At 64.2% G+C, this 20,651-nt stretch carries 20 protein-coding genes and 1 pseudogene; 3 read left to right on the top strand and 18 right to left on the bottom strand.

The features are described 5' to 3' along the window. Positions 1-39 precede the first annotated feature (39 nt). Complete coding sequence (locus tag JI75_RS01380; protein WP_052241497.1) at positions 40-348, bottom strand: putative Se/S carrier protein; 309 nt, start codon at positions 346-348, stop codon at positions 40-42. Position 349: 1 nt separating this feature from the next. After that, positions 350-1,624 (bottom strand): double-cubane-cluster-containing anaerobic reductase, encoded by a 1,275-nt coding sequence (locus JI75_RS01375; RefSeq protein WP_039688166.1) that lies wholly within the window; start codon positions 1,622-1,624, stop codon positions 350-352. Between the two features lie 411 nt (positions 1,625-2,035). On the opposite strand from JI75_RS01375, the gene JI75_RS01370 reads away from it, so the two are divergent. After that, a complete protein-coding gene (locus JI75_RS01370) occupies positions 2,036-2,815 on the top strand; it encodes a leucine-rich repeat domain-containing protein (protein ID WP_039688164.1) in 780 nt (259 codons plus the stop codon). A 24-nt stretch (positions 2,816-2,839) separates the two neighbouring features. On the opposite strand, the gene JI75_RS01365 is transcribed toward JI75_RS01370, so the two are convergent. The 16 genes and pseudogenes from JI75_RS01365 to JI75_RS01290 form a co-directional block, all read right to left on the bottom strand. After that, positions 2,840-4,093, bottom strand: a complete 1,254-nt coding sequence (locus JI75_RS01365; protein ID WP_039688162.1) for a chloride channel protein — start codon at positions 4,091-4,093, stop codon at positions 2,840-2,842. Between the two features lie 123 nt (positions 4,094-4,216). Beyond that, positions 4,217-5,044 (bottom strand): formate/nitrite transporter family protein, encoded by an 828-nt coding sequence (locus JI75_RS01360; RefSeq protein WP_039688160.1) that lies wholly within the window; start codon positions 5,042-5,044, stop codon positions 4,217-4,219. Positions 5,045-5,097: 53 nt separating this feature from the next. Continuing rightward, entirely contained in the window at positions 5,098-5,631 is a 534-nt protein-coding gene (locus tag JI75_RS01355) for a hydrogenase 3 maturation endopeptidase HyCI (protein ID WP_052241496.1), read from the bottom strand. After that, positions 5,631-6,125, bottom strand: a complete 495-nt coding sequence (locus tag JI75_RS01350; protein ID WP_052241495.1) for a formate hydrogenlyase maturation HycH family protein — start codon at positions 6,123-6,125, stop codon at positions 5,631-5,633. Before JI75_RS01350 ends, JI75_RS01355 begins: the two co-directional genes overlap by 1 nt. After that, positions 6,125-6,910: an NADH-quinone oxidoreductase subunit B family protein gene (locus JI75_RS01345; RefSeq protein ID WP_039688158.1), complete on the bottom strand. Its 786-nt coding sequence runs from the start codon at positions 6,908-6,910 to the stop codon at positions 6,125-6,127. The genes JI75_RS01350 and JI75_RS01345 overlap by 1 nt, the downstream gene beginning before the upstream one ends. After that, a complete protein-coding gene (locus JI75_RS01340) occupies positions 6,910-7,446 on the bottom strand; it encodes a formate hydrogenlyase complex iron-sulfur subunit (protein ID WP_039688156.1) in 537 nt (178 codons plus the stop codon). The genes JI75_RS01345 and JI75_RS01340 overlap by 1 nt, the downstream gene beginning before the upstream one ends. 10 nt (positions 7,447-7,456) lie before the next feature. Beyond that, complete coding sequence (locus JI75_RS01335; protein ID WP_039688154.1) at positions 7,457-9,187, bottom strand: hydrogenase large subunit; 1,731 nt, start codon at positions 9,185-9,187, stop codon at positions 7,457-7,459. Positions 9,188-9,196: 9 nt separating this feature from the next. Continuing rightward, positions 9,197-10,786, bottom strand: coding sequence for a hydrogenase 4 subunit F (locus JI75_RS01330; protein ID WP_039690270.1), 1,590 nt, complete (start codon positions 10,784-10,786; stop codon positions 9,197-9,199). 10 nt (positions 10,787-10,796) lie between these two features. Then, positions 10,797-11,450 carry a hydrogenase 4 membrane subunit gene (gene hyfE, locus JI75_RS01325; RefSeq protein WP_039688152.1) on the bottom strand — a complete coding sequence of 218 codons (654 nt, stop codon included), beginning with the start codon at positions 11,448-11,450 and terminating at the stop codon, positions 10,797-10,799. Between the two features lie 12 nt (positions 11,451-11,462). Beyond that, complete coding sequence (locus JI75_RS01320) at positions 11,463-12,923, bottom strand: hydrogenase 4 subunit D (protein ID WP_082019692.1); 1,461 nt, start codon at positions 12,921-12,923, stop codon at positions 11,463-11,465. A gap of 18 nt (positions 12,924-12,941) precedes the next feature. Next, positions 12,942-13,871 carry a respiratory chain complex I subunit 1 family protein gene (locus tag JI75_RS01315; protein WP_039688150.1) on the bottom strand — a complete coding sequence of 310 codons (930 nt, stop codon included), beginning with the start codon at positions 13,869-13,871 and terminating at the stop codon, positions 12,942-12,944. 11 nt (positions 13,872-13,882) lie between these two features. Then, a complete protein-coding gene (hyfB, locus tag JI75_RS01310) occupies positions 13,883-15,898 on the bottom strand; it encodes a hydrogenase 4 subunit B (protein WP_039688148.1) in 2,016 nt (671 codons plus the stop codon). Next, positions 15,895-16,380 carry a 4Fe-4S dicluster domain-containing protein gene (locus tag JI75_RS01305; protein ID WP_338058752.1) on the bottom strand — a complete coding sequence of 162 codons (486 nt, stop codon included), beginning with the start codon at positions 16,378-16,380 and terminating at the stop codon, positions 15,895-15,897. Before JI75_RS01305 ends, hyfB begins: the two co-directional genes overlap by 4 nt. A 69-nt stretch (positions 16,381-16,449) precedes the next feature. Next, a pseudogene (locus JI75_RS09410) lies at positions 16,450-16,494 on the bottom strand (hypothetical protein); the annotation flags it as partial. Positions 16,495-16,554: 60 nt separating this feature from the next. Further along, positions 16,555-18,765: a formate dehydrogenase subunit alpha gene (fdhF, locus tag JI75_RS01300; protein WP_082019690.1), complete on the bottom strand. Its 2,211-nt coding sequence runs from the start codon at positions 18,763-18,765 to the stop codon at positions 16,555-16,557. Between the two features lie 142 nt (positions 18,766-18,907). Then, positions 18,908-19,279, bottom strand: a complete 372-nt coding sequence (locus tag JI75_RS01290) for a 4Fe-4S dicluster domain-containing protein (protein ID WP_240993191.1) — start codon at positions 19,277-19,279, stop codon at positions 18,908-18,910. Positions 19,280-19,812: 533 nt separating this feature from the next. Between JI75_RS01290 and JI75_RS01285 the strand changes: the two genes are divergently transcribed. Next, the gene (locus JI75_RS01285; protein ID WP_039688137.1) at positions 19,813-20,154 is read left to right on the top strand and encodes a type II toxin-antitoxin system RelB/DinJ family antitoxin; all 342 of its coding nucleotides are present in this window, start codon (positions 19,813-19,815) and stop codon (positions 20,152-20,154) included. Between the two features lie 10 nt (positions 20,155-20,164). Then, positions 20,165-20,533, top strand: a complete 369-nt coding sequence (locus JI75_RS01280) for a PIN domain-containing protein (RefSeq protein WP_039688135.1) — start codon at positions 20,165-20,167, stop codon at positions 20,531-20,533. Positions 20,534-20,651: the final 118 nt, after the last annotated feature.

Here is a 20,651-nt window from a genome sequence, read left to right as displayed (position 1 = left end):
CTCGTCACACTCTACCGCCTTCCCGGAAAAAGCGCACGGCTAGCAGTAGCGATCGCGGTACGGATCGATCTGCCGGGGGAGCGCCGCCACGCCCTCGAGCGGTATTCCCCGCTCGCGCGCGAGAAGCTCGACCGCGGCAGCGTCGTCGCTTCCCACCAGAAGCGCCACCCCGCAGCACGCGCGGGCCTGCCGCGGCGTCGGGGAGACGCGGGCCGGCAAACCGGCCGCGCGCGCCTCCCCGAAAAGCTCCATCGCGTCGTTGTTGCTGGAAAACAGCAGGTAGCAATCGATCGCGCATCCGGGGTGGTCGGCTCGCGCGCGTTCGATCAGCTCCCCGACCTCGATCATCCTAATCGCCCAGCATCTCGACGAACGCCCCGATGCGCGTGCGCAGCTGCTCGGAGTCGCCATCGGAGTAATCGGTCTCGATGTTGAGGACGGGGAACCCCGCCTCTTCGACGGCGCGTTCGAGCGCGGGGCCTTCCAGCTTGTACGTGGTGCAGAACGTGAGGTTCGTGTTGATGATCCCGTCGACCCGGTACTCCCGCGCGAGGCGGATGACGTCATCGATGCGCCCCGTGTTCGGAGTGAAGCATGCGCAGTTGTTCTTCATGTAGCGTTCGGACAGCGCGCGGAACTGGCCTTCCAGCGTCGTCTGCCCCTCGTCCACCAGGTTCTCGAAATAGCGCGTGCCCGTGCACATCTCCTCGCAGGCCACCACGGCGCCGCAGGTTTCGATGATGTGGTGCAGCTTCCAGTTCGGAACCGCCAGCGGCGTTCCCGTGATGAGGATGCGCTTCGAGCCGGCCGGCATGGCGCTCACTCCCTCGGCGATGCGCTGCTCCAGCTCGTCGGCCAGCTTGTTGCACATCTCGGCGCAGCGCACCGGATCGTCGAAAAACGCGATCTGCATCATCAGCAGCGCGTCGGTGCCGCTGATGGGGGCGACCGTCGATTTGCGCGCCTCGTAGACGCGGGCAAGGGCGCGGCGCTTGTCGTTGATCACCTTGATGGCGCAGCCGAGGTTTTCCGGCGTCAGCTCGTTTCCGGTGACCTCTTCCACCATCGCCGCGAACTCCTCGATCTCGCCCGCCCACTTGACGATGTCCTTCTCGCGCTTCATCTGCGGGACGTCCATGATGTACATGGGGGCGTCGTTCGCGAGGATCTCGTAGGCCTTCTTCTTGCCGTCGCACGTGGTTTCCCCCACGAACACGTCGGCGATGCGGAAAAACGGGCAGGTGCGGCCAAGGCGTGCGCCGACCGACGCCTTGATGAGGGGGCACACGTCGCTGGGAAGAACCTGTTCGCCATCGGGAACCCAGAACTGCGAGCCCCCGCAGAGCCCCGTGACGATGCCGTCGCACGCCACGACCACCTCGTCGGGAACGTACACGCAAAACGTGCCGAACACCTTTCGGCCCTTCTTCTGCGCCTCGACCAGCTCGGCGGGGCGGATGCCGTGGATGTCGGCGGTCACCATATCCCAATACGCCATCCCGGCCGGCCGGTTTTCCTGCGAGAGGAACACGTCGCCGAAGGCCGTGGGAAGCACCGAGCACAGGTTGTCGTGCGCTTCGAGGTCCATGCCCAGCTCGGTCCACATTTCGGTGCGATCAGTCATTGCAGCTCCTTTTATCATGCTGCGTGCCGCGCTGACCGTGCGGAATCGCCGATCGGCGCGCACGTCGGCTCGCCTGTGAATGAGGATGCAGAAACGAGGACCCCCAAAGGCCCACGCAGAATGCCGCGCCTGCAGACGGGCGACGACCGGCCTTTTTCCCTCTTCCGCAACTTTATCACGATTGCCGCCCGATTACCGCGATCGCCTCCCGATGCAAGCCCTCCTCTTCGGGACGATCCCGGTGCGCCCCGTTTCGATGCGCTATATTTACCTTGCGGGCCGCAGCGGTGGGCGCCGAGACGGCGCACCGGACGCAAAACCCGCGCAATCGGGTAAGCGCTGCGGCGCACCGGTTCGCAGCGCCGTGCGAACCGAGCGAAGGGAAGCCCGCTGCCAGCGAAGAGGAGCTCCATGGATTTCTACAAGATGGTGTTCGCCGAATACACGGGCATGGGCGCAGCCGTGGAGGTTCCCTCCGGCGCGACCCATATCGGCAAAGGCGCGTTCCAGCGCAACCGCTATGTGAAGGAGGTCGTCATCCCCGAAGGCGTGGTCGAGATCGAGGACGAGGCGTTCGACGCCTGCGTGAACCTCGAATCCGTCCGGCTTCCCTCGACGCTGAAGCGCATAGGGCGCCGCGCGTTCAAAGGCTGCTGGCGCATCACCGGCATCGAGCTTCCGCAAGGGCTTGAAATCATCGATGAACAGGCGTTTCTACGTTGCCGCGGGCTGAAGTCGATAGAGCTTCCCCCCAGCGTGGCATCCATCGGCAAAGAAGCGTTCAGGAACTGCGTGTGCGTGAGGTCCATCGCGTTTCCCGCGCGCATAGACACCATCGAAGCCGGCGTCATGCGCGACTGCGTGACGCTTGAGGACGTGTCGTTTCCCGCCGGGCTCGAGGTCATCGAGGACGACGCGTTCAACACCTGCCCCAGCCTGGTCGACGTGAGGCTGCCCGCGAACCTGGGCTGGATCGGGCAGCGGGCGTTTCGCGCATGCGGGGCGCTGAAGAGCATCAACATCCCCGAAGGGGTGCGCTCGCTTGAAGAGCGGGTGTTCTACGGATGCCGCGTCCTGCACGGCATCGAGCTGCACGACGGCATCGAGTACGTGGACGAAACCGCCTTCGACCCGGCTGCCGACCCTTTCGCCGACGCGCACGGGACAGACGGGGAAAAGCCCTCGGCCTAGCCTTGGCGCCCGCAGCGAAGCGGCCTATTCCGATGGGTGATTCCTCCAGGAAAACGCCTCGTCAAGCGACCAGGTCGCGCCGTCGTACAGGTTCACCGCATACGACGGGAGCAACCCCGCGAGAGCTGCGAGGGCGAAGTACGGCGCGCAGCCCGAGCCGAACAGCTCGACGCCCAGGAGAAACGCCGCAACAGGGCACCGCGCGCAGGCGGACAGGGCGGCGACCACGCCCACGGCCGCCGCGAACGCGGACGCCTCCCCGGTCATGGCGGACCATGCCGCCCCCACCAGCGCCCCGATGCAGAGAACCGGCATGATCTCGCCGCCCTTGATGCCGAACCCCAGGCACACGGCGGTCAGGCCGACCTTGAACGCGGCCTCGTAAAACGCGTGCGGGTCCCCCGCCAGAGCCGAGAGGATCTGCCACGACCCCGTCCCGCTGGCAACCGCCTCCCCGCTGATCGAGAAGACGACGAGCGTGAACCCGCTCGCACAGGCGGCGCCCACCGCGACGCGCGCCAGATCGCTGGGAAAAAGCGCGCTCGACGCGGTGTGGACCAGCTTGAGCGTCACGACGAACCCCAGGCCGGCGCAGCAGCACAGCACGCTGACCACGACCGTCTCCACCAGCGCCGCAGACGGCTCGGGAACGGCCAGGCGCATCTGCCACGGATTGCCGGCCCCGATCGATCCGGCAAGGACCCACGATGCGGCCACCGCAACCGCGATGCAGGCCGACCGCACGTCGATGACCTCGCGGATACGGGGGCGCACCACCTCCGCGACGAACGCGATGGCCGCAAACGGGGCGCACAGAAGGGCCGAGAAGGCCGCCGCCATCCCTGCGGCGACGAGAAACCTCATCGAGTCGCCCTCGAGGCCGAACAGGCGGGCGATGCCGGCGGCCAAGGACCCTCCCGACTGCAAAGCGGCCGCTTCCTTTCCCACCGAAGCGCCGCCTATCAGGGAAAGGGCGGTCGAGGCGATGATGGCCGGCGCCGTTTCGACCTTGAGGTCCCCTCCGTTTCTGACCGCGTTCACCACCGTGAGCGTCCCCGTGGAAAACGGAACCCCCAGCGCCCGATAGAGGCTGTACGAAGCGAACATGCAGGGAACCAGCAATCCCGCCGCGAGGGGATGGGCCGAGAAGAAGCGCTCGGACTCGTTCGCCGCGAAGGTGAGCAGGAGGGCGGCGGCTCCCGATACGGCGCCGACCAGCACCGAGCAAACCGCCCATTTGAGGGCGCGCAGCGTGCCGTATGTCCCTTCGCCTGCCAACAAGGCCCCTTTACGCCCGACGGCCCGCCGCACCGCGAGCTACGCGCAGTGCGGCGGGCCGCTTCTCGTTCCATATCGGCACCGACGCGGCAGGCCCGTCGGCCGCCGCGGTGCGTCGGCGCTTTAAGCCTGCTCGCGCTTGCCGTAGGTGAACCAGTAGGCGATGCCCACCAGGCCGCCGCCCACGACGTTGCCCAGCGTGACGATGGCCAGGTTGAGGGCCACGCCGCCCAGCGTGACCGCGCCCGGGGTTCCGACGCCCGCAACCGTGTTCAGCAAAAGCCCCATGGGCAGAAACGCCATGTTGGCAACGCAGTGCTCGAAGCCGGCGGCCACGAAGGCCGAGATGGGAAGCAGGATGCCGATGACCTTGTCCACCGTGGTGCGCGCGCCGAAGCCGATCCACACCGCCAGGCACACGAAGATGTTGCACATGATGCCCTTGAAGAACATGGTCTCGGGAGCCAGCGCGACCTTGCCGGCCGCCACGCCCACCATGGCCGTGCCCACGCCGCCGCTGTTCAGCATATAGACCTGGGCCATGTAGATGAGGAACACGGCCAGGAGGGATCCCACCAGGTTACCCACCCAGACGATACCCCAGTTCTTCAGCATCTGGCCCCACGAGATCTTCCCCGAAGCCTTGGCGGCGACCATCAGCGAGTTGCCGGTGAACAGCTCGCAGCCGCAGCACAGGACCAGAACGAGGCCCAGGCAGAAGCAGATGCCGCCCACCATGCGCTGCGCCGCGAACGGCATGGTCGAATCACCCAGGAACACGCAGAAGTACATGCCGCCGAACGCGATGAACGCTCCGGCGAGCATTGCGGCCACAAACGTTTTCGCCGGAGTCATCTTGGTCTTGCCCACAGCCAAAGTCTCGGCCTTCGCCTCGATCTCGGCCGGGCCGAGCGCATCCGGCTTCACCAGTTTGACGTCCTCAGAATTCATAACATCCCGTCCCTTCATCGTGTGTTGAAACGAACCCTCGCAACTCTCGAACGCTACGCCATGGACTCGAACCTGTCGAAGTTCCCCCCTTCCCGCACGCACTGCGCTATCGTCTCGACAGCGGATGCGACCTCGGGAGAAAGCGGGTCGAAGAACTCGGTCGAGCGCACCTGGACGCCCAGGAAGGTGATGTCGGAGCAGTATTCGGCCATCCGATTCAGAAGGAAGGTAACCGGGAGGCTGTGCGTGGTGAACAGGAACCTGTCGGCCACGTCGCCCACGGATATCTTCCTGATGGCTCCGACCTCGACGCCCATCTGGGCGGCGTCGACGAACAGCACGCGCGCGGGAGCGACCTCGCGGATGTAGTACAGGTCGTCTTCGGGAGTCTGCCCCCCATCGACGACCTCCCAACCCGCCACCGGGTCGTCCTGGAGCATCTTGGCGAGCATCGGACCGGCGGCATCGTCGCCGCGCAGCACGCTTCCCGCCGTGAACACGATGTTGCGCGGCGGCGCGCCCGCCGACGAGGCTTCGCCCCCGGGCCCCTCGCAGCGCACATCGCCGTCGTGCGGCGCTTCGCTCATCAACCCCTCCTAACCATGAGGTAGACGTTCGTTTCGTCCCTTACTTTAAGCAGCAGGTCGACCAGCCCGACCAGGTAGTCGAGCTCGCCGACTTCGAGCGGAAGGCTGGTCTTGCCCGGCGCATCGTACACGTCGATGGTCGAGAGCGCCGCGCGGGCGGCGGGAAGGAGCACGCCGATGTGCTCCTTCCCGATCTCGATCTCGCCGAATTTGAACACGCCCTCCAGTTTACGGCGAGCCTCCGCGTTTTCAAAGAGCGCCGCGATCTTGCGGTAGCTTTCGACGGGGACCGAAAGCGCCCGCTCGAAGCAATCCACCACGCCGGTATGGTGCCCGACGGACAAGGTGTAGTACAGCACGTCCTGGGCGTCGTCGGGGATCGCCTCCGCGCGGTCCACGAACTTCATGCGAAGCAGGTAGAACACGATGTGGTCCCCCGACGTCCCGATGGACTCCATGCGGTTTTCCCCGGCCTTGTAATCAGCAGTTGCCATTACGCGATGCTCACGATCCTTTTCTCCAGAATATCCTTCAGTTCGGCGAAGATCTCCACCTTGCGCGGGTCGCTCTCGGCATGGATCAGCCCGTTAACCGACGACAGCACGTCGCCCGACGCCGGATCGAGGGTGTCCATGAACTGGTTGACCAGATCGCGCCCGTACCGGTAGCCCGCCAGCTTGCGCGCCTCCTGCTCGAGCTCGACCTTCAGCTTGTAGGGCACGTCGCCGTGCAGGATGGGCGCCTGCTCGCCCTCCCCTTCGACCAGGTGGGTCTCGTGGAGCTTCTGACCCAACAGGCCCAGCGCGATGGCGAAGCCGTAGATGGTCTGCGCAGGCGAGGGCGGGCAGCCCGGGATGTAGACGTCCACCGGCAGGAGCTTGTCCGTGCCGCCCCACACGCAGTAGTTGTCGTGGAAGATCCCGCCCGTGCAGCCGCAGGCGCCGTAGGATACGACCAGCTTGGGATTGGGTGCGGCCTCGTAGGCGCGCAGGGCCGGCAGGCGCATCGCGCGCGTCACCGCACCCGTGTACACCAGGATGTCGGCGTGGCGCGGGCTGGCCATGTTCTTGATGCCGAAGCGCTCGGTGTCGAACACCGGCGTGATGGTGCCGAAGATCTCGATCTCGCACCCGTTGCACCCGCCGCAGTCGACGCGGTAGATGTAGACGGAGCGCTTGATCTTGCCCAGCAGAGCCGCCTTCGCCTCTTGGATCTTGGCGTCGAGCTCGATGGGCTCAAGCCGGGTCTGCAAGCGCTCGGGAAGCACCAGTTCACTCATTATCTGCCTCCTTCAGCACGGGCGGCGGCCAGGGCGCTCACCGCATCGGCGCGGCGCTTGCACTCGGGGCACACGCGCGCGACCTCGATGGACTCGTCGGCCTCGGTATTCCCCTCGAGGGTCGCCAACACACGGCAGGCGTAGTCGACCTGCTTGCGCGGAGCGAAGTAGCGCCCGCACTCCGAGCAGCGCTCGAGGGTGTAGGTCGCGTCCTCGGTGAGGTCGGCCTTGCTCATGACGGCAAGCTCGAACTCGTCTCCCAGCCTGATGGCCTCGACCGGGCAGGCTTCCTCGCATCGGCCGCAGAAGATGCAGCGGCCGTAGTCGATGGACCAGGTAATCGTACCAGCTTTCAAATCGGTCGCCATCTGGATGGCGTTGGGCGGGCAGGCCACGGCACAAGCGGCGCACGCGATGCAGCGCTCCAGGTCGTGCTCGGGCTTGCCGCGGAAATCGGGCACGGTCTCCAGGGGCGCGAAGGGGTACTTGACCGTCGCGTCCCCGGTTTTGAATGCGTTGCGCAGTGTTTTCAGCATATCCGATCACCTAATCTTTCAGCGGCGAATGGGTGCGCCTCAAGCAGTAGGACTCGAGCTGCGACTTGCTTACGGTTTTCTCGGTGCCCTTCTTCACGTCCACGAACGTCACGCGGTCGGTGCAGGAGTAGCACGGATCCATCGAACCCACGATCAGAGCCGCGTCGGAAACGGTGTTGCCGCGGAACATGTAGCGCAGGATGGGCCAGTTGCTGTACGTGGCCGCCTTGCAGCGCCAGCGGTAGCACTTCTGGTTGTCGCCGATCTGCGCCCAGTGGACGTCCTCGCCGCGCGGAGCCTCGGTGTAGCCGATGGCGAACTTGTGCGGCTCGTACTTCCAATCCTCGTTGAGGATGGCGCCCTTGGGCATGTTCTCAAGCCACCATTCGACCATCGCCACCGAGTCCATGAACTCCTCGATGCGCACGAGGGTGCGGCTCATGACGTCGCATCCGTCGTGGCTGCGGGCCTTGAACAGGCCCTGGATGTCCTTGTACCCGTCGAAGGGGTGGTCGAAGCGCACGTCGCGCGCGAACCCCGAACCGCGCACGCACGGCCCCACCGGGCTGAACGCGCGTGCGATCTTGGGATCGAGCTTGCCGACGCCCTTGGTGCGGTCCTCGAAGTTGGGCGTGCTCATCAGCTCGTCCAGAAGGGCCTTCACGTCGTCGCGCAGCTTGCGGATGACCCGCAGCGTCTCGGACCGGCGATCCTCCAGGATGTCGCGGCGCACGCCGCCGATGAGGTTCAGCCCGTAGGTCTTGCGGTGGCCCGTCAGCAGCTCGGCCAAGCGCATCGAATCCTCGCGCACGCGGAAGAAGTGCATGAACCCGGTGTCGAAGCCGCTGTAGTGGCACACGAGGCCCAGGTTCAGAAGGTGGGAGTGCATGCGCTCCACCTCGAGCGAGATGGCCCTGATGTACTGGGCGCGCAGGGGAACCGCGATGCCCTGGGCGTGCTCGACCGACTCGGCGTAGGCCACCGAATGGGCGTTGCCGCAGATGCCGCAGACGCGGTCGGCCAGGAACGTGACGGCGTCGTAGTTCATGCGCGACTCGGCCACCTTCTCCATGCCGCGATGGACGTAGAACAGACGGTAGTCGGCGTCGATGATGTGCTCGCCTTCGACGAACAGGCGGAAGTGCCCCGGCTCGTCGGACGTGACGTGCAGCGGGCCCATGGGCACGACGGTGGTCTCGCGATCGCCCGTCTCCGCGAGGAACTCGTAGTTCTCGACCTCGCTGGCGATCATCGGGCGCTGACGGTAGTCCATGGAGTCCTTGCGCAACGGGTACAGGTCGTCGGGCCAGTCGTCGGGCAGCACCAGACGGCGCTCGTCGGGCAGGCCGATGGGGCGCAGGCCGAACAGGTCGCGCACCTCGCGCTCGCTCCACACGCATGCCGGGACGCGCGGCGTCACCGACGGGAACTCGCAGGTGTCGGCGGGAACCTCGACGCGCACGACGCACCAGCAGCGATCCTCTTCCTCCATGGACAGGATGTAGTACAAAGCGTAATGGCCGTTCAGGGGCCTCTCGTCGTTGCCCACCATCATGGGCAGCCAGCCGCCGCGGCCGAAGTACAGGAACTCGACCACGTCGGGCAGGGAGTCCAGGGCGACCGTGATGGTCACCTGGTCCTCGCACTGCCATTCGGCCGACTTGAGGACCCCCGGGAACCTCTCGCGAACGGCCTGCACATGCGTCGTTCCGGGGCGCGCGGGTGTGGTTACGTTATCCATGATCGCCTCCTAGTTATGACGCACGGTGGAAGACCCGGGAGCCGAAGCGCCCTGGTCGGGATTGAGCAGCTGATCGAACAACGGCACGTCGTGGAGAACGGCGCCGTCGTCTTGCAAGACGATGGCCGTCGCATCCTCGATGCCGTTGAGCACCGGTTGGGGCATGGCCACGCCGAACCACAGGATCAGGCAGACCAGCACCACTTCGGGAACGAGGGCAAGCGGGCTGACATCGCCTTTCTCCATACCCTCGGGAGCCTTGCCGAACACCGCCTGCGTGACGACGTGGGCGCAGGCCGCCACCACGATGGTGAGCGCGACCACGAACAGCGCGATGATCGCCCAATGCCCGCCCTGGATACCGGAAACGATGCCGGTGATCTCGGAGACGAACATCGCGAAGGGCGGGAAGCCCGCCAGGGCGAAGAACCCGATGGCCATGAGGACGGCCGTCGCGGGCATGGTCTTCAGGATGCCGCTGATCTTGTTGAGGTCGCGCGTACCGTACTTCATGAGGACGTTGCCGGAGATGCAGAACAGAAGCGCCTTGGTGAAGCCGTGGGTGATGCAGTGCAGAAGCGCGGCGGCGATGCCGAGCGGACCGCCGAAGCCCAGGAACAGGGCCACGATGCCGACGTTTTCGCACGAGTGGTACGCGAGCTTGCGCTTGAGGTCGTCTTGCGAGAACACGGCGAGCGCGGCCATGAATACCGAGACGATGCCGATGATCAGCATGACCGTCTGGGGGAACCAGGGACCGACCGCCTGAACCGCCAGGATATAGAAGCGCATGATGATGAGCATCGCGCACTTCAGGAGGACGCCCGACAGAAGGCCCGACACGGGGCTGGGAGCCTCGGAGTGGGCGTCGGGAAGCCAGGTGTGCATGGGGAACAATCCGGCCTTGGTGCCGAAGCCGATGGCGGCGAACACGAACGCGATCTGCACCAGCGCTCCGTCGAGCTGCGCGGCGTAGGGCACGACGGAGGTCCACAGGACCGCCTCGTGCGCGTTTGCCATCACATCGGCGGCATTAGCGTAGATGAGCACCGTGCTGTACAGGCCGAACGCGACGCCGGCCGTGCAGACCACCACGTATTTCCACGCGGCCTCCAGCGAGAGCTTGGCGTCGTAGGCGCCCACCAAAAACACGGTGGACAGCGTCGTCGCCTCGATGCCCACCCACATCAGGATGATGTTGTTGGAGGCGGCGACCACCAGCATGGTGAACAGGAACAGGCTGAAGAACACGTAGAACTGCTTGACGCGGGCGGGGGTCATATGACCCGTCTCGACGTCGTGGCGGATGTAGGGTATCGAGTAGATGCCCGTCAGGCACCCGATCACGCCGATCAGCGCCACGAACACGCTTCCCAGCGCATCGAGGTGCAGCCACAGCCCCAGCGCATCCACGGAGTGCCCCGACGAGAACACCTGGGCGACCACGTACAGCGACAAAACCAGCACGGCGGCGATGGATGCGACGTGAATCGCCTCGTACACCGGGCGCGGAACGGCCTTGGACGGCAGAACCGCCATCAGAAGCGCGAAGAGCAGCGGGGCTGCGATCAGCGTCATCAAAAGCGATGCGTAATCCATAATCATCCCCCTAACCCTTCAGTTCCATGAGGTCTTCGGCATCCAACGTGCCGGCCACCTTGTGGATGCGGTAGGCCACGACCGCCATGATGATGACGGCGAGGAACGCATCGGTGGCCACGCCCACCTCGACCAGCTCGGGCGCGTTGGGCGCGAGCAGAGCCAGGGTCAGGTGCGAGCCGTTTTCCATCAGACAGTAGCCGAAGATCTGCTTGACGATGTTTCTCTGCGTGACGATGCAGGTCAGGCCGATGAAGAAGTGCGCAAGCGAGATAGCGAGCGCGGGCTTGACCTCGAGGGCGGTGGGAAGCGAAACCCCCTGGACCGCCGCGAAGCACACCGCGACCTCGACCGCGATGATGATCGGGAGAACCGACTTGTTCACGCGCGGCTCGAGCGCGGCCCCCGCATCCCCCACCTTGTTGGACAGGTAGAGGATGATACCGGGAACGACCAGCACCTTCGTGATGAATGCAGTGCCGGCCCAGGTAAACAGCTCGGTAGAGCCCGTCGTGGCCCCCAGGGTCACGAACGAGAGCACCAGCACGAGCGATTGGACGGCGTAGCAGTACGCCGCCGTCTTCGATTTCTTGGCGAGGACCACCATCATCGACGTGACGATCAGCAGACCCCCCAGAACGTTAACCAAGGTAAATCCAGTCATGGTGTCCACCCCCTAACCCAGCCATGCAGCGGCGATGAAGCTGGAAGCCATCACCATGACGATCAGCACGACGAACACGGCGACCATGGGCCGCGGCACCGCCTGGGACTTCGCCACGGTCTCGGACGGCTCGCCGAACAGGACCGATCCGGTCCACTTGAGGAACCAGGCGAAGCACCCGATCGTCTCGATGAGCGCGATGATGACGATCGCCATGAGGATCGGGTTGGAGCCCGCCGCCTCGATGCCGCCGCAGAAGATCACGTACTTGCTGAAGAACAGGTTCATGGGAGGGGCGCCCGCGATGGAAAGCGCCGCGATCCCGAACCCGACGCCCAGAAGCGGCTGCTTTTTCAGCACGCCTTTGAGCTTGGGAAGCATGCGCGTTCCCATGGTGTAGCTGAACGCACCGGCGATCAGGAAGAACAGGGTCTTGGTGAACGCATGGTTGAAGATGTGCATCACGCTGCCCTGCAGCGCCAGGTCGCTTCCGAAGATGTAGAACCCGAAGCCCAGGAAGATGTAGGCCAGCTGGGAGATGGTCGAGAACGCCAGCAGGCGCTTCATATCCTTCTGGGGAAGGTACATGAAGAAGGCGAACAGGCAGGTGAGGATACCGCCCACGACGACGACCCAACCGACCGACAGGGGCACGGTCCCCGCACCGATGAGGGCGCGCGCGAACACCGCGACGCCCACCTTGACCATCGAGGCGCCGTGCAGGTACGCGGAAACGGGCGTGGGAGCCTCCATGGCGGAGGGCAGCCACATGTAGAACGGCAGCTGCGCCGATTTGCCCCATGCCGCGATGAGGATGAGGATCAGGCAGGCCGTCTTCGCCGACTCGCCCAGACCGGCGATGGCCGAGGTCTCGAACGTGCCGGTGTTGAAGAACAGGATGCCGGCGGCCGCGTACAGGCCCAACGACGCGATATGCGTGAGGATGAGGGCCTTCATGGCGGACTTGCGGGCCGTCTCCGTGTCGTAGTAGCCGATGAGGGCCCACGAGCAAGCGCCCGTGACCTCGAAGAACACAAGCTGTCCCAGCACGGTGGACGAGTACACCAAGCCGGCCATCGCGCCGATGAACACGGTGAAGAACGCGTAGAACCGGCGGCGCGGCGCATCGGCGTGCTCGCGGTTGCCGGCGTTGAGGTAGCCCACCGAGTAGATGGAGATGAGCAGGCCGATGCCGACGAAACACGGAGCCAGAAGGACGCTTACCTTGTCGAACACGAAACCGAAAATGGCAACGTCGTTCAGCGCCAGGAAGTTCACGACCAGAGAGTCGCTACCCGAACCGGCGAGCTGGGACCACACGCCCAGCGTGAGCGCCGTGGCGATAGCCGCAGCCGAGATGCAGATGCCCTTCGCGAATCGCCTCGGGCTCACCACGATGATCAGCGCCGCAACGAACGGCACCAGCACCGAGGCAAGGGAGAGGAGGGAAAGGGCGTTCAATGTAGCCATCATATTCGCTTCCACCTCCCCTTAAATTCCCAGGACGCAGAACACGAGGGCCACGACGGAAACGCCGACGACCATCCATGTCTGCCGTCCCATGTACTTCCAGCGCACGCGGGACACCGAGTTCTCGATAAGCGAGCACACGATGCCGACGACGCCGGCTTTGGTTGAAAACGCGCAGGCGCCCAGCAAGACGGCGAGCGGAGCGAACTCCACCGCGCTTCCGAAGGGCGCGAATATCGCCAGGAACCAGGCGATGACGAGGATCTGCTTCATCGACATGGCGACCTTGAGCATGGCCAGGGAGGGACCGGAGTACTCCTGCAGCGGACCTTCCTGGATCTCCTGCTCGGCCTCGGCCGCGTCGTAGGGAAGCTTGCCCAGCTCGATGTAGCAGGCGATGGCGAACGCGACGCCGGCCACGATGACGGCGACCGGAGAGGACTGCATCAGAGAGCCGATGGCCTCCCCCATGCCGCCGATGTTGGTGGTGCCCGTGGCGAGCGCCGCCACGAACAGCGCGAGCATCATGGACGGCTCGACCAGCACGCCGATGATGAGTTCGCGGATGCCGCCGATGCCGCCATAGGCGCTGGAGCTGTCGACGGCGGCCAGCGCGAAGAAGAAGCGCGGGATGGCCAGCAGATAGATGATGGTGATGATGTCCCCGAGCGCGGGAACGGGGCACGCGCGCGTGAACATGGGGACCCCGCACGCAAGCACGAGCATGGTCGCGAAGTACAGCGGCGGCATAAGGCGCGAGACGAAGCTCGAATTCGCCGTGCGCAGATCTTCGCGCGTGAGCAGCTTGAAGATGTCGTAGTAGTCCTGGAAGATCGACGGACCGCGGCGCGTGTGTATCTTCGCGCGCAGCCAGCGGGCGATTCCCGAGAACAGCGGCGCTATCAGAACCAGAACGAGCGCCTGCAGTATTGCAACGATGATTTCAGCCATTTCGCACCTCCTTACTTGAATACCGCGAGAGCGAGGAGCGCTACCAGCGCGACCACGATGTACAAGATGTACGAACGGAAGTCGCCGCCCTCGATTCTCTGGACTTTCGCGCTCACCCAATCAACGAAGCGAGCAGCGGTATCGACTATGTAGCGGTCGCCCAGCGTCTCGGCGACCTTGGTGCCCTCGACCGTTTTGCCGAAAGCCGACACGAAGCGCGGCGCAAGCGAGGCGCAGGCCGTGCGGATGCGGTACAGGGGGCCGAGCACCATATCGACCTGGGACGCGAAGCTGGTTGCGATGACCGGCATGTGGGCGTTGGGCTGGTAGCCGCATGCCCACGGATCCTCGCGCACGCCGGCCTGCGAGGACGAGAGCGCCGAGCGAAGACCCCAGGCCAGGGCAACCGCGCCGATCAGCAGCACGGCGATGAGCGGGGTGGACACCACGCCCTCGGTGGTGGCGTTCACCATCGAGGCGCCGCTTACGACCGAAGCGGACGAGGCCTTCACCATCGCGGCGGCGGCGTTCTGCATGACGGGCGCGACCGCAGGGGCGCCCACGCCGAGGAACACGCAGATGGCGGCGATGAGGATCATGCCGAACCGCATGGGGCCGGGCACCTCTTTCGCCTCGGCGGCAACCGCGGAGCGCGGAGCCGACAGGAAGGTCACGCCGTAGGCCTTCACGAAGCAGGTCACGGCGAGCGCGCCGGTTATGGCCAGGGACACGGCGCCGAAGGCGGCGAACGCCTTCACCACCGCATCGCCCTCGAACGCAACGGTGATCATGGACTGGTAGGTGAACCACTCGGACACGAAGCCGTTCAGAGGCGGGATGGCCGAGATGGCCAGCGACCCGATGAGGAAGCACAGGGCCGTGACCGGCATGACGCGGGCCAGGCCGCCCATGGCCTCCATGTTGCGCGTCCCGGTGGAGTACAGGACCGAGCCGGCACCCAGGAACAGCAGGCCCTTGAACATCGCATGGTTGAGCAGATGGTAGAACCCGGCGAGGAAGCCCAGGACAGCGACGGGCGTGTTGCCCACGGCCAATCCGATGAACCCGGTGCCCACGCCCAGAAGGATGATGCCGATGTTCTCGACCGAATGGTAGGCCAGCAGACGCTTGATGTCGTGCTCGTTCAAAGCGTACACCACGCCCAGAACCGACGAGACCGCGCCGAACACCAGCACCAGAACGCCCCACCACAGCTCGACGTTGCAGGACTGCAGCATGTCGAGGCCGACCTTCACCATACCGAAGACGCCGATCTTGATCATGCCGCCGGACATGAGCGCCGACACGTTCGAGGGAGCCGCGGGGTGCGCCTGGGGCAGCCACGAGTGGAAGGGCACCATGCCGGCCTTGCAGCCGAAGCCGACGAAGCACAGCACGAACACCAGCGAGGCGATAGCCGGGCTGAACGCCGTGTGGCGGAAGGATTCGAACTCGAACGACCCCGTGATGCCGTACATCACGAAGAACGCGATCATGATGAGGAAGAATCCCACATGGGCCATGATCAGGTAGAGGAACCCTCCCTTGATGGAGCTCTCGTTCTGCTCGATGACCACGAGGAAATACGAGGTCAGCGACATCAGCTCGAAGAACACCAGGAACCAGAACGCGTTATCGACGCAGATCACGAAGCCCATCGATGCGACGAACAGGTTCATGAAGAAGCCCGCCGTGCCCAGGCCGTGACCCTTGTACTCGTCGAAGTAGTTCAGGCCGTAGATCCAGGCCGCCAGCGCGAGAAGCGAGATGACCAGCATCAAAAGGCCGGAAAGCGGGTTCAGCATGAGGCTGAAGTCCGCGAACGAGAACGGCGTCGCCACCGACGTGAGCTCGGCCGAGCCGGTAAGGGCCGAAAGCCCCGAGCCGGCGCCCGCCAAAGCGGACAGGATCCCGAAGAAGCAACCGAGGACCTTCGAGGTGCCCTCGGAGCGGAAGAAGGCCAACGAAAGGAGGGCTCCCGCACATGAGAGCGCTATCGAGAACAGGAACAGTCCCGTAGACGTCATTGCTGCGCCTCCTTCCTCAACTCGGACAGAGCCGCCTGCACGGCCCCTTGGTTAACCGCCGCTTCGATGCGGCGATCCTTGACTTGCTCGGAAAGCCCCTCGTCGACCACGTACGTAAGCGCGTTGGTCGGACAGGCCGGCACGCAGTGCGGGCCGCCTTCCGGATCGTACGAGCACAGATCGCACTTGACGGCGCAGGTATACACGCCGATCTCCCACTGAAGGAGCGGGCTGAGCGATTTGGGGAACGTCGGAGTGGACACCATCGTGCCGGCCACGCCGGCGATCGAGGTGCCCGAGGGGTGGATCGCGCCGAAGGGGCAGGCGATCCCGCACAGCTTGCAACCGATACACGTCTGCTCGTTGACCTGTATCGATCCGTTCTCCCTGGTGATTGCATTCACGGGGCAGATCTCCAAACACGGAGCGCCCTCGCAGTGGTGACACGTTACGGCTGCTGAGACGTCTCTGGTCATGACCATCGACAGACGCGGCTCGCCTTGAAGGCCGACTAGTTTGTGACCCTCGCTGCAAGCCGCACGACAGGTGCCGCAACCTATGCACCTATCGGGGTTTATAGCAATGAATCGGTTCACGTTTACTCCTCATCCCTTAAACCCGGCCCGCAAGGGTGGCGGGCCGGGTTTGTGCGGCGCCTAGGCCATGACGGCTTCGGCTTGGCGGGAGGAACGAGCTTGGCCAGGTTCGATGTCCTGAGCTGCGGCGGTGTTCGCCAGGTTGTCCTTCAGCTCGTCGTACATCTCCTGGAGCCTGCGCTCGGCCCATACCTGGTCCTCGATGGCTTCCACCTGGCAGGCGCTGAACTTGTCCTCGGGCGTATGCGAGCGCGGATCGGTCGCATGGAGCGTGAGGTTGTTGCACTTGCCGATCCACCATTGGTAGGTCATGTAGACCGTGCCCTTGTTGATGCGCTCGTCGAGGACCGCGCGGCTCATCGCCTCGCCGCGCCTCGAGTGGGCGCGCACCAGCTCGCCGTCGCCGATGCCGCGCGCGATCGCGTCGTCGGGATGGATGTGGATCTCGCCCGGCTCTTCGGCCAGCAGGGACAGGGCGCGGCAGTTGCCCGTCATCGAGCGGCAGGAGTAATGGCCGACCTCGCGCACCGTGCACAGGATGAGCGGGTACTCGTCGTCGGGAAGCTCGGTGGGAGGCTCCCACTCGTGCGCCATGAGCAGCGCATGCTGGTCGGGGGTGGTGAACTTGCCGCCCAGGAACATGTCGGGCGTGCCCGGGTGCTCGATCGTGGGGATCGGCCACTGGGCGTGCCCCACGCCGGCCATCTTCTCGTAGGTGGCGCCGTAAAACGTCGGGCACAGTTCGCGCACTTCGTTCCAGATCTCCTCGGTGTCGTTGTAGTGCATGGGGTATCCCATGCGCGTCGAGAGGTCCTGGAAGATCTCCCAGTCGTGGCGGCACTCGCCCTTGGGGGGAACGGCGGCCGTGAAGCGCTGGAAGGTGCGGTCGGACGCGGAGAACACGCCGTCGTGCTCGCCCCAGGACGTGCCCGGGAAGATGACGTCGGCGAGCATCGTGGTCTGCGTCATGAAGATGTCCTGGCAGATGAAGAGGTCGAGCATGCCCAGCTGACGCGCCAGGTCGATGGCGTCGGGCTCGGTCTGCAGGGGATCTTCGCCGAAGTTGTAGAACGCGCGGACCTTGCCCTCTTCGGCAAGATGGCCCACGTCGGTGAGCTTGTAGCCCTCGTGGTCGGAGAGCCGCTCGACGGGAACGTTCCAGGCCTTCGCGAACTTCTCGCGGGCCGCAGGATCGGTGACCTTCTGGTAGCCCGGATAGAGGTTCGGCAGCATGCCCATGTCGCACGAGCCCTGAACGTTGTTCTGGCCGCGCACGGGGGCCAGGCCGGCGTTGGGCTTGCCGATCTGCCCGGTGATGCAGGCGATCGCCGCGATGGTGTGGACCGTGGGGACGTTCTGCTTCTGCTGGGCGACGCCCATGCCCCATCCGATGATCGCGGTCTCGGCGGTGGCGTAGATGCGGGCGGCCTCGTGGATGCGCTCCGCGGGAATGCCGGTGATGTGCTCGACCGACTCGGGGGTGTAGTCTTTGATGGTCTCCCACCACTCGTCGAACCCATGCGTGTGCTCCGCGATGAATTCCTTGTTGTGGAGACCCTGATTAACGATGGAGTTCGCAAACGCGTTCAAGAACGCGATGTTGCAGCCGTTGTTAATCTGAAGGTGCATGTCGGCGATGCGGGCCGTTTCGATGACGCGCGGGTCGCAGACGATGATCTTGGCGCCCTTCTCCTTCGCCTTGACGATGCGGCGGGAGACGATGGGGTGCGATGCGCTCGGGTTGTACCCGAACAGCATGATGCATTTCGCTTCTTCCATGCCCGGGATGCTGACGCTCATGCAACCGGAACCAACTGTGTCCATCAGACCGATGACAGTGGGACCGTGTCAAGTACGGGCGCAGTTATCGATATTGTTCGTACCGATGCATGCGCGGGTGAACTTCTGCATCACGAAGTTCGCTTCGTTTCCGGGGCCACGGGAGGAACCCGTGAGCATAATCGAGTCGGGACCGTATTTCTCCTTGATCTCCAGAAGCTTCTTAGCCGTGAAGTCAAGCGCCTCGTCCCACGTCACGCGCTCGAGATCCGCGCCCTTGGTGCGGCGGATCATCGGGTGGTAGATACGCGGGGTCAAAATTTTGGTGTCGTTGATGAAGTCGAACCCGTGTAGGCCCTTCAGACAGAGCTCACCTTGGTTGGTGATTCCGTCGAGGCCCTCGGCAGCGACTACTTTTCCGCTGTCGTCAACGACGAGGTCAAGTTTGCAGCCGGCCCCGCAATACGGGCAGACCGCCATATGCCTCTCCATTTCCCCTCCTTCTTTCGTTGCATGCGAGCACCCTCTTCATCCGAGGGCGATCGCTCGATTCGGCCTTCGCGATCAGGTGCGGGGCCTCTCCCCCGCCGATGCGCCCCGGCCCTTCGGGCCGCACAAGCGCAAGCCTCCCCGATCAGCTTGCCTGCTTCTCCGCTTTGATCTGGCGTCGAGCAAGCTCGACCTTGTCCACCAAAACCAGCCCCTTGGTCGGGCACGCCGCGATGCACGCGGGACCCTCCGGGCGGTCGGCGCACAGGTCGCACTTGATCACCGTAGGCTTCTCGTGCTGCTCGATGACCAGGTCGCCCAGCTTGGTGGTGACGGTGCGCGTGACCACGTTGACCGCACCGTACGGACATGCCGCCACGCAGCCGCGGCAGCCTATGCAGGCGGCCTCGTTCACGGCGATGCGACCTCCGTCCCGGTACAGCGCGCGCGTCGGGCACACCTGGGCGCACGGCGCGTCGGCGCAGTGCTGGCAAACGATCGGTGCTGAGATTTTCATGGTCGAAACCAGATTCAACCGCGCAACCGCGATGTCGTCGAGCACATCGTGCTTGGACAGGCAGGCGGCCATGCACGTACGGCAACCAATGCAAACATCAGGATCGGCCATAACGCTTTTGATGCGTTGGGTAGGTGCTACGGAAACCACGATTCCCCCTTTCGTCTCTCTCGTCGCCTTGTAACCAGAGCCATTGACTCGATCCGATGCCCCCACGCATCGGAACTCCGCATGTTCCCCCTTTCATGAACTTATCGAGCAATGATGGATTCACGAATTCTTTACATATACGGAGTGAGCCTATTTTAAGCATTCGACGCCGGATTGTTTCCCCGATTTGAAAGAAGATTCTGTAGAGATTTTAAACGAAAGTGCATATCAGAAGCTGAAATTGGAAGGGTAAATCAGTCGATTCCGATCGATTTCAAAGCCGTGTTATGAACCGGTTTTTTATTGTTACAAAACTTAAACAGCTTTTTTGTACTATAATTGCATTACAGGTAATTACGCCGTTACATAAGAAAGAGCAGATCATGGGAAAAGATGCACTCATACAGGTGCGCATAGACGCCGAAAAAAAGAGGCAGGCCGAGGCTTTCTTCGAGGCGATGGGCATGTCGCTTTCCGACGGAGTGCGCATTTTCGTGTCGCACTGCGTTGCTCGGCAGCGCTTCCCCTTCGAAATCCAACCGTCGGTGAAGGAGACGAAGGGAAGAGGGTTCGGCATGCTGAAATCGTACGCGAGCGCGGCCCAGCGCGGCAGCGAGCGCGAGGCGTGGATCAATTCGCTCATATCCGCACCCGACGTTCTGATCGGAAACGTTGACGGAACCACCAATATCGGCGGCGACAAAGCCTACCGCATCGGATACTAGGAGCCCGCTCATGCATACCGTTATCGACGAATCGGTGATCCTGCGCTACCTGCTCGACGACGACAAGGTCGAATCGAAGCAGGCCTACGACGTCATCTCCACCGGGCAGGCCCAGACCTACCCCGAATCCATAGCGCGCGTGGCCATCACCCTGCGCGACGTCTACCGCGTCCCCCGCACGATGATCGGCACGGCGCTGCTGTACCTGCTCGAAGACGTGCATATCAACGACCAGGCCATCGTCGAGTATTCGGTGCGCCTGTTCGCTTCGACGGTGCTCGACTACAACGACTGCATGCTGCTCGCCCGCAACGCGGTCGCGGGCAACCCCATCGTCACCTTCGACAAACCCGTCCTCAAGCGCAGCTTCAAGATCTAGCGGTCGATGACACGACCGCGAGCGTGCTTCCTTGGCGCGGCTGCGCACGCGCCAGGCTTAAAGCAAACAACGAAGACGCCCCGCACCGCAATGCGGCACGGGGCGTCGTGGATGCGAT

This window comes from Berryella intestinalis, assembly GCF_000814825.1.
Classification (GTDB): domain Bacteria; phylum Actinomycetota; class Coriobacteriia; order Coriobacteriales; family Eggerthellaceae; genus Berryella; species Berryella intestinalis.
Note: the sequence above shows the minus strand (reverse complement) of the source record. Positions and strands in the feature narration are given on the sequence as shown.

Excerpts from the sequence above, each read along its gene's own strand:
- JI75_RS01380 (WP_052241497.1), bottom strand. The coding sequence starts at position 348 with ATGATCGAGGTCGGGGAGCTGATCGAACGCGCGCGAGCCGACCACCCC.
- JI75_RS01375 (WP_039688166.1), bottom strand. The coding sequence starts at position 1,624 with ATGACTGATCGCACCGAAATGTGGACCGAGCTGGGCATGGACCTCGAA.
- JI75_RS01370 (WP_039688164.1), top strand. The coding sequence starts at position 2,036 with ATGGATTTCTACAAGATGGTGTTCGCCGAATACACGGGCATGGGCGCA.
- JI75_RS01360 (WP_039688160.1), bottom strand. The coding sequence starts at position 5,044 with ATGAATTCTGAGGACGTCAAACTGGTGAAGCCGGATGCGCTCGGCCCG.
- JI75_RS01355 (WP_052241496.1), bottom strand. The coding sequence starts at position 5,631 with ATGAGCGAAGCGCCGCACGACGGCGATGTGCGCTGCGAGGGGCCCGGG.
- JI75_RS01350 (WP_052241495.1), bottom strand. The coding sequence starts at position 6,125 with ATGGCAACTGCTGATTACAAGGCCGGGGAAAACCGCATGGAGTCCATC.
- JI75_RS01345 (WP_039688158.1), bottom strand. The coding sequence starts at position 6,910 with ATGAGTGAACTGGTGCTTCCCGAGCGCTTGCAGACCCGGCTTGAGCCC.
- JI75_RS01340 (WP_039688156.1), bottom strand. The coding sequence starts at position 7,446 with ATGCTGAAAACACTGCGCAACGCATTCAAAACCGGGGACGCGACGGTC.
- JI75_RS01335 (WP_039688154.1), bottom strand. The coding sequence starts at position 9,187 with ATGGATAACGTAACCACACCCGCGCGCCCCGGAACGACGCATGTGCAG.
- JI75_RS01330 (WP_039690270.1), bottom strand. The coding sequence starts at position 10,786 with ATGGATTACGCATCGCTTTTGATGACGCTGATCGCAGCCCCGCTGCTC.
- hyfE (WP_039688152.1), bottom strand. The coding sequence starts at position 11,450 with ATGACTGGATTTACCTTGGTTAACGTTCTGGGGGGTCTGCTGATCGTC.
- JI75_RS01320 (WP_082019692.1), bottom strand. The coding sequence starts at position 12,923 with ATGATGGCTACATTGAACGCCCTTTCCCTCCTCTCCCTTGCCTCGGTG.
- JI75_RS01315 (WP_039688150.1), bottom strand. The coding sequence starts at position 13,871 with ATGGCTGAAATCATCGTTGCAATACTGCAGGCGCTCGTTCTGGTTCTG.
- hyfB (WP_039688148.1), bottom strand. The coding sequence starts at position 15,898 with ATGACGTCTACGGGACTGTTCCTGTTCTCGATAGCGCTCTCATGTGCG.
- JI75_RS01305 (WP_338058752.1), bottom strand. The coding sequence starts at position 16,380 with ATGGTCATGACCAGAGACGTCTCAGCAGCCGTAACGTGTCACCACTGC.
- JI75_RS01290 (WP_240993191.1), bottom strand. The coding sequence starts at position 19,279 with ATGAAAATCTCAGCACCGATCGTTTGCCAGCACTGCGCCGACGCGCCG.
- JI75_RS01285 (WP_039688137.1), top strand. The coding sequence starts at position 19,813 with ATGGGAAAAGATGCACTCATACAGGTGCGCATAGACGCCGAAAAAAAG.
- JI75_RS01280 (WP_039688135.1), top strand. The coding sequence starts at position 20,165 with ATGCATACCGTTATCGACGAATCGGTGATCCTGCGCTACCTGCTCGAC.